This is a genomic window from Cupriavidus sp. GW822-FHT03E04 (assembly GCF_058801495.1).
Genome location: NZ_JBXANI010000045.1, coordinates 46,701 through 54,409, shown reverse-complemented (window position 1 = coordinate 54,409; position 7,709 = coordinate 46,701). Strand labels below are relative to the sequence as shown.

Here is a 7,709-nt window from a genome sequence, read left to right as displayed (position 1 = left end):
GCGCCTTCTTTGCCTACTTTCTTGGCAAGACAAGAAAGTAGGTCGCCGCCCCGCAGGGGTGGTGAAACCGCAGTTGCCTTTGACGTTAAGCCGTTGAATTTGAAACCGATTTGCAGTTGCAGTTGACATCAACCCCAACCCACCCCCTCAAGCCGCCAAAATCGCACTCTCCCGATAATGCCGCTGCGCCTCCTCAGGCCGCTCGGTCTCCTCAAACATCTTAGCCAACGCCAGATGCGCCCGAACCCGCAGCCTGCGCTGCAGGTCAGCATCCGCATATTTCAACGCCCGCTCAAAGCTGGACTGCGCCTTGCCCCATAGCTTCTCGCCCAGGCACAGCACGCCTAGCGTGAAGTAGAGATCCGCGTCCACAGGATGCTGCGTCAGCCATTTCTCCGCCTGCTGAATCTGCGGCAGCGCACGTCCCGGCTCCGCGCATTCGGCATAGCGCAAGACCAGCCGGCTATCCCAGTTGACCTTGAGCGCGTCCTCCACGATCTTGCGCGCTTCATCCTGACGGCCCAGCGCCGCGAAATAGCGCGCTGCGGGCTCGGCGATGCGGGCCGCGCGGCGTTCGTCGGTGGACAACGAACGCCAGAAATCCTGCAGGCCCTGCACGTCGTGGCGGCGCTCCTCCAGCAGGGCCTCGCAGGCCAGTTGCTTGAGGCGCAGCGCCAGCACAGGATGCAGGGCATTGCGCTTTTCCAGCGAGCGCGCCAGGCGCAGGACTTCGGTCCAGTTCTTCAGGTGCTGGTGGGCACGCAGCGCGATGCGCTGCACGTGGATCTGACGCGCGCCCTGGGCCTGCAGCTGCGCGATGGTTTCCAGCGCGCCTTCCGCATCGCGCGCGTCGACCAGCAACTCGGCCATCGACACCAGCCGGGCCTGCTCGCGCTCAGGATCGGTCACCTGCGCCATCCAGGCGTCGCGCCGCTCGGTTTCCTGCATGCGGTGCGCCGCGCGGGCGCCGATCAGCGCTGCCGTCTGGGCCTGCTCAGGCCAGGCCTGGGCCTCGCGCGCGGTACGCTCGGCACGGGCAAAGCGGCCGGCGAACAGGTTCTCGATGGACTCGCGCAAGGCCGCCTGCGCGCGGTTCATGCGGCTGCGCTCGCGGTAGGCCGCGGCACGCGCCGGCATCTCGGACAGATGGCGCGCAGTGCTGAGGATGGTCCAGACCACGAAGAACGCCAGCAACAGCAGGGCCAGCGCCAGGTTCAGCGACAGCTCAACCCGGTAAGGCGGGTAGAACAGAACCAGGTTGCTCTGGTTGAATTGCGTGAACAGCGCGAGCCCGACCGCGCCGCCAAACAGGATAGCTACCCAGAAAAGAAGCCGCATGCGCTACTCCTTCTTGAGCGCTTGCAGCGCGCCGAGGCTTTCCGCCATGGTGGGCAACTGCACCGTCACGGCGCCGGCCTGGGCCTGCTTGAGCAGGGTCAGAACGGCCTGCACGCGGCGCGACTTGGTGTCGCAATAGCGTCCGATCATGGCTTGCGCGGCCGCCAGGTCATTGCGGAACACCGGCTCGTTGCGCGACAGCAGCGCCAGGCGCGCATTGAGCAGCCGCAGCTTGACGTTCTCGCGCAGGAACCAGCCCTGGTCGCCGGTCAGCAGCAGTGCCTGGGCATCATCCACGCGGCGGATGCGGATAACCTGCATCAGCTCGTCGCGCACACTGCCCCACAGGCGGCCAAACCAGTTGCCGATCGCGTTGCCGGCCGGCGCGGCCTCGTCCTTGGCGGCATTCTTGCCAGCCTTGGCGCCGGCGGGCTTGGCGGGCTTGTCGACAGCCTCCGCCTTCCCGTCCGTCTTGCGCGCATCCGCTTCACTGCGCTCGAGCATGCGCTCGCTCGACAGCAACGGCAGCGTATCGATCTGGTTGATGGCTTCATCGAGCTTGATGGCGGCACCGGTCAGGTCCGTATCCGGCACGGCCTTCATGCGCGCCACGTCGCGGGCGATGGCACGGCGCAGCAGGTTGTACTGCGGCTTGTCGGTCCGTGCAAGGCGCGTGTCGGCGCTTTGCAGCGCGGCCAGTGCTACCTGCACATTGCCCGTCAGCTGGAGTTGCTGGCCGGCGTTGGTGAGCAGTTGCTGGATCTCGGCAATCTCCCAGTCGTCGCGGTTGCGCATCAGGTCCTGGTAGACCTGCTCCAGCGCGGATTGCTTGTCGCGGGCCTCGCCCACCTGGCCGTCCAGCGCGCCAACCTTGGCCTGCAGTTCCTTGACGGTGTCCTGCGCGTTGCGCGAGAGCACCCGGGTTTCCTGCACTAGCGCATCGTTGCTCTGCTGGCGCCGCGCCAGTTCCTGGGTCAGGTGGTCCACGCGCTGCTGCAGCCACCAGAAACCGCCGCCGATGGCCAGGATCAGCAGGAACAGCAGCAACCACCATGGATTGACGCGGGGTGCGCCGCGCGCGGGCAGCGAGGCGCCAGCCGCGGGAGGCGGGCTGGAAGCGGGAGGAGCGGTATTGTCTTGCGTCACGCGATCGACCTTCGTTGACGTTGCGGGCGGTGGGTTGACTGGTGGTGGTGCCGGGAGTGGCGGCACCGTGGCGAGCGGGACGGGCGCGGCGGCAGCCGGCGGCGCCGCGACAGGCATCGGCGCCGGCGGGCCGGCATGCGCCTGCGCCCACTGGCGGCAAGCCGCCAGCAGGCCTTCGTCTCCGGGTGCGGCGCGCAGCAAGTGCGAGAACCCGAGGGCCAAGGCCTGTTCGGCGATTCTCGCATGGGGCGCGATGCACTGCACCTGGCGCAGGCAGGCGAGCTCTTGCGGGCTCAGGGCCTGGCGCGCCATCTCATCGAGATTGCGCACGGCTTCGGAACTGGTCAGCAGCCAGGCCTGCGGTGCCGCGCCCGGCTTGAGCGCGTCGCGCACGGCTTGCCATTGCATGCTGCCGGGCGTGGGGACCGAGCGCTGGTAGGCCTCGACCGCCTGCACCTCGGCGCCGGCGGCGCGCAGGCGCTCGGCCAGCCAGTCGCGTCCGCCATTGCCACGGATGATCAAGACCTTACGTCCGGCAAGCGCCCCGGCACCAAGCTGGGCTTCAAGCTGTTGCCACAGGGCCTCGGAATCGAAGCGCGCCGCGGCGCCGTCGCCACCGTTGGCGGCGTCGCCGTTGTCTGCCTCATGGCCGGTCGTGCAACCCGCCGGGGCGATCACGCGGTAGTTGGGCGCGGCAATCCCGCGCTCGGCCAGCGCAGCCACGCTGGCGGGGCCAACCACGGCTACCGCTACGGATGCCGGCCACTGCGGCGCGGGCTTGTCCTGCACCTGGGCCAGCGCATCGAGTGCGAAGGCCACGGCATTGGGACTGACGAAGACCACCAGCGTGAAGTCCGCCAGTTGCGCCAGCGCCGCGCGCAAGGGGGCATCGTCGGCCACGGGGCCGATCGCCAGCAGGGGAAAGCCAAGCACGTCCAGGCCGGCGGCCGACAAGGCCTCGGTAAGTTGCCGGGACTGCCCGGCGGGTCGTGTTACAACGACGGTCGGGCGGGGCATGGGCCGGTCTCAGGCAGGGGCTTGAGGGGACGCCGGATCCACCAGCGCCGCGAGAATATCAGCCGCGCCCTGCCCCAACAGGTCCTGGGCAACGGCCTTGCCAAGCGCTTCGGCCTGGCTGGACGCATCGGCGCCTTCCACCACGGCCGCGGACTGGGCCCGCACGCTGCGGCTGCCGTCGGGCAGCGCCACGAAGGCGTCGATGTGCAGTTGCGTGCCCTCCCAGCGCGCATGCGCGGCAAGCGGCACCTGGCACGAACCGCCCAGCATGCGCGACACGGCACGCTCGGCGGTCACGGCCAGCGCGCTGGGCGCATGGTTCAGCGGCGCCAGCCACGCGGCCAGCTCGGGGCGGCCGGACGGGATCTCGATACCCAGCGCGCCCTGCCCGGCTGCCGGCAGCGAGCTGACGGGATCCAGCACGGCACGGATACGGTCGGCCAGGCCAAGTCGCTTGAGGCCGGCGGCGGCCAGGATGATGGCGCCGTAGTCGCCGCGGTCGAGCTTGGCCAGGCGGGTATCCAGGTTGCCGCGCAGCGGCTGGATCACCAGGTGGGGGTAGCGGGTGCGCAACGCGGCCTCGCGGCGCAGGCTGGAGGTGCCTACCACGGTGCCCGCGGGCATGTCGTCCAGCGAGGCGAAGCGGCTTGAGACCAGCGCATCGCGCGGGTCCTCGCGCTCCATGATGGCGGTCAGGGCAAACCCTTCAGGCAACTCCATCGGCACATCCTTGAGGGAGTGCACGGCGAGGTCGGCGCGGCCTTCGGCCATCGCGATCTCGAGTTCCTTGACGAACAGGCCCTTGCCGCCAACCTTGGACAAAGTACGGTCTAGAATCTGATCTCCGCGCGTCGTCATTCCGAGAATGGACACATCGCACGCGGGATAGTATTGTTGCAACGCAGCACGCACATGCTCGGCCTGCCACATAGCCAGACGGCTTTCACGGGAGGCGATGACTAGCTTGCGCGGCGCAGCGCTGGACGAAGACGGGGAGACGGATGCTTGCATCCGCGAATGTTAGCACGCACCCCAAGCCGCTCCGGGCCAACAGACAACACACAATAGATAAGAAACGACAGGAGATTGCATGACGCAGCAAGCTGCGCGCCCCGCAGGCCGGCGCAAGCCAACCGCCAGCCGGGCAGACGCCCCCGACACCGCATTGGCTTCCGCCTCGATTCCCGCGACCGCCCCATCTGCCCCATCCGCCAAGGCCACCCGCGCCAGGCGCACCAGCGCCGCGAAGCCTGAAGCCGCGCCCGCCGCGACCCCGGCCCGCCGCGCCAGCGACAAGGATGTGCCCCTGCGCGAGGACATCCGCTTCCTGGGCCGCTTGCTGGGAGATTGCGTGCGCGAGCAGGAAGGCGAATCGGCCTTCGAGCTGGTCGAGACCATCCGCCAGACCGCCGTGCGCTTTCGCCGCGAGAACGACCGCGCCGCCGGCGCGGAGCTGGATCGTCTGCTCAAGCGCCTGTCGCGCGACCAGACCAACTCGGTGGTGCGCGCCTTCAGCTATTTCTCGCACCTGGCCAATATCGCCGAGGACCAGCACCACAACCGCCGCCGGCGCGTGCACGCGCTGGCCGGATCGCCGCCGCAGCCGGGCAGCCTGGCGCATGCGCTGCAGGCCATCGACGCGGCCGGCGTAACCGGCAAGACACTGCGCAAGTTCTTCGACGAAGCGCTGATCGTGCCGGTACTGACCGCGCACCCGACCGAAGTCCAGCGCAAGAGCATTCTCGACGCCGAGCGCGAGATCGCCCGCCTGCTGGCCGAGCGCGACCTGCCCATGACCGCGCGTGAGCGCGATCACAACACCGCGCTGTTGCGCGCGCGCGTCACCACGCTGTGGCAGACCCGCATGCTGCGCAATACGCGGCTGATGGTGGTGGACGAAATCGAGAATGCGCTGTCCTACTACCGCACCTGCTTCCTGCGCGGCATCCCGCAACTGATGAGCGAGCTGGAAGAGGACATCGCCGCGGTGTTTCCCGCCGCGCGCAAGAGCAAGGCTGCGCCTGCCGCCTCTACCCAGCTCGCGCCCTTCTTCCAGATGGGCTCCTGGATCGGCGGCGACCGCGACGGCAACCCCAACGTCACCGCCGACACGCTGCAACACGCCGCGAGCCAGCAATCGTCGCTGATCCTGGAGTGGTACCTGGACGAAGTCCACGCGCTGGGCGCCGAACTGTCGATGTCGAGCCTGATGGTGGAGGCCAGCCCGGAACTGCTGGCGCTGGCGGATGCCTCGCCCGACCACTCCGAGCATCGCGCCGACGAGCCGTACCGCCGCGCACTGATCGGCATCTATGCGCGCCTGGCGGCAACCTGCCAGGCCGTCACCGGCCAGGCCGCGCCGCGCCACCCGGTGGCCGACTCCGCGCCCTATGCCGACGCGCAATCCTTTGCCGCCGACGTGCAGGTCGTGATCGACTCGCTGCGCGCCCATCACGGCGAGGCGCTGGCGCGCACCCGCATCGACGCGCTGGCCAAGGCCATCGCCGTATTCGGCTTCCACCTGGCCTCGATCGACATGCGCCAGGTGTCCGACGTGCACGAGGCGGTGATCGCGGAACTGTTCGCCGCAGCCGGGGTTGAGGCCGACTATGCCGGCCTGACAGAAGCCCGCAAGCTGGAACTGCTGCTGGCCGAGCTGCGCCAGCCGCGCCTGCTGACGCTGCCCTGGCATGCCTATTCCGAGCAGACCCGCAGCGAGCTGGCCATCCTGAACATGGCGCGCGAGTTGCGCGCCCGCTACGGCGCGCGCGTGGCCCGCAACTACATCATCTCGCACACCGAGACGCTGTCCGACCTGGTCGAAGTGCTGCTGCTGCAGAAGGAAACCGGCATGCTGCACGGCACGCTGGGCAACAAGACCAACCCGGCGCGCCCGGAACTGATGGTGATCCCGCTGTTCGAGACCATCGAGGACTTGCGCAACGCCGCCGGCATCATGCAATCGCTGCTGGAGCTGCCGGGCTTTGCCTCGGTGATCGCCCACCATGGCGGCGAGCAGGAAGTGATGCTGGGCTACTCCGACTCCAACAAGGACGGCGGCTTCCTCACCTCCAACTGGGAGCTATACAAGGCCGAGCTGGCACTGGTGCAGGTGTTCGAGGCGCGCCGCGTGAAGCTGCGGCTATTCCACGGCCGCGGCGGCACCGTTGGCCGCGGCGGCGGCCCGACCTATCAGGCCATCCTGTCGCAGCCGCCGGGCACGGTCAACGGCCAGATCCGCCTGACCGAGCAGGGCGAAATCATCAACAGCAAGTTCGCCAACGCCGAGATCGGCCGGCGCAACCTGGAAACGGTGATCGCCGCCACGCTGGAAGCCTCGCTGCTGCCGACGCAGAACGCGCCGAAGGACCTGGCGACGTTCGAGGCCGTGATGCAGCAGCTCTCGGATCGCGCGTTCACGTCGTATCGTCACCTGGTGTACGACACGCCCGGCTTCAAGGACTACTTCTTCGCCACCACGCCGATCACCGAGATCGCCGACCTCAACCTCGGTTCGCGCCCGGCCTCGCGCAAGCTGATGGACAAGAAGCAGCGCCGCATCGAAGACCTGCGCGCGATTCCCTGGGGCTTTTCCTGGGGCCAGTGCCGGCTGCTGCTGCCGGGCTGGTACGGCTTTGGCAGCGCGGTCAAGGCACTGCTGGACGAGGCGCCTGACGAGCGAGCGCACAAGGCGGCCGTAGCCACGCTGCGCCGCATGGTCAAGACCTGGCCGTTCTTCACCACGCTGCTGTCCAATATGGACATGGTGCTGGCCAAGACCGACCTGGCCGTGGCCTCGCGCTACGCGCAGCTGTGCGAAGACGCCGCGCTGCGCAAGACGGTGTTCGCGCGCATCAGCGCCGAGTGGCACCTGACGTGCGAGATGCTGGCGCTGATCACCGGCCGTCATGAACGCCTTGCGGACAACCCGCTGCTGGCCCGTTCGATCAAGAACCGCTTCGCCTACCTGGACCCGCTCAACCACTTGCAGGTGGAATTGCTCAAGCGCTACCGCTCGGGCAAGGACGGTGACGACATCCGCGTGCGGCGCGGCATTCACCTGACCATCAACGGGGTGGCGGCGGGCCTGCGCAACAGCGGCTAAGGCGAGGCTGCACGCACTGCGCAAAAAAAGCCGCCATGGTGGCTGGCACCATGGCGGGGAACCCGTCCGGCCAGTTGGCCGGACGGCGCAGAGTGTGGCTCGT

The 7,709-nt window shown here is 68.4% G+C and carries 4 protein-coding genes; 1 reads left to right on the top strand and 3 read right to left on the bottom strand.

The annotated features are described in order from the left end of the window. Positions 1-147: 147 nt before the first annotated feature. From AC1RQC_RS38495 to hemC, 3 genes are read right to left on the bottom strand one after another with little or no spacing between them, the layout of a single operon-like run. A complete protein-coding gene (locus AC1RQC_RS38495) occupies positions 148-1,338 on the bottom strand; it encodes a heme biosynthesis protein HemY (protein ID WP_174422644.1) in 1,191 nt (396 codons plus the stop codon). Between the two features lie 3 nt (positions 1,339-1,341). Continuing rightward, positions 1,342-3,501 carry a fused uroporphyrinogen-III synthase HemD/membrane protein HemX gene (gene hemDX, locus AC1RQC_RS38490; RefSeq protein ID WP_492376708.1) on the bottom strand — a complete coding sequence of 720 codons (2,160 nt, stop codon included), beginning with the start codon at positions 3,499-3,501 and terminating at the stop codon, positions 1,342-1,344. Positions 3,502-3,510: 9 nt separating this feature from the next. Further along, positions 3,511-4,512 (bottom strand): hydroxymethylbilane synthase, encoded by a 1,002-nt coding sequence (hemC, locus tag AC1RQC_RS38485; protein ID WP_492376709.1) that lies wholly within the window; start codon positions 4,510-4,512, stop codon positions 3,511-3,513. Between the two features lie 79 nt (positions 4,513-4,591). On the opposite strand from hemC, the gene ppc reads away from it, so the two are divergent. Next, positions 4,592-7,606, top strand: a complete 3,015-nt coding sequence (gene ppc, locus AC1RQC_RS38480) for a phosphoenolpyruvate carboxylase (protein ID WP_492376710.1) — start codon at positions 4,592-4,594, stop codon at positions 7,604-7,606. The last annotated feature ends 103 nt before the right edge of the window (positions 7,607-7,709 follow it).

Excerpts from the sequence above, each read along its gene's own strand:
- hemC (WP_492376709.1), bottom strand. The coding sequence starts at position 4,512 with ATGCAAGCATCCGTCTCCCCGTCTTCGTCCAGCGCTGCGCCGCGCAAG.
- AC1RQC_RS38495 (WP_174422644.1), bottom strand. The coding sequence starts at position 1,338 with ATGCGGCTTCTTTTCTGGGTAGCTATCCTGTTTGGCGGCGCGGTCGGG.
- ppc (WP_492376710.1), top strand. The coding sequence starts at position 4,592 with ATGACGCAGCAAGCTGCGCGCCCCGCAGGCCGGCGCAAGCCAACCGCC.
- hemDX (WP_492376708.1), bottom strand. The coding sequence starts at position 3,501 with ATGCCCCGCCCGACCGTCGTTGTAACACGACCCGCCGGGCAGTCCCGG.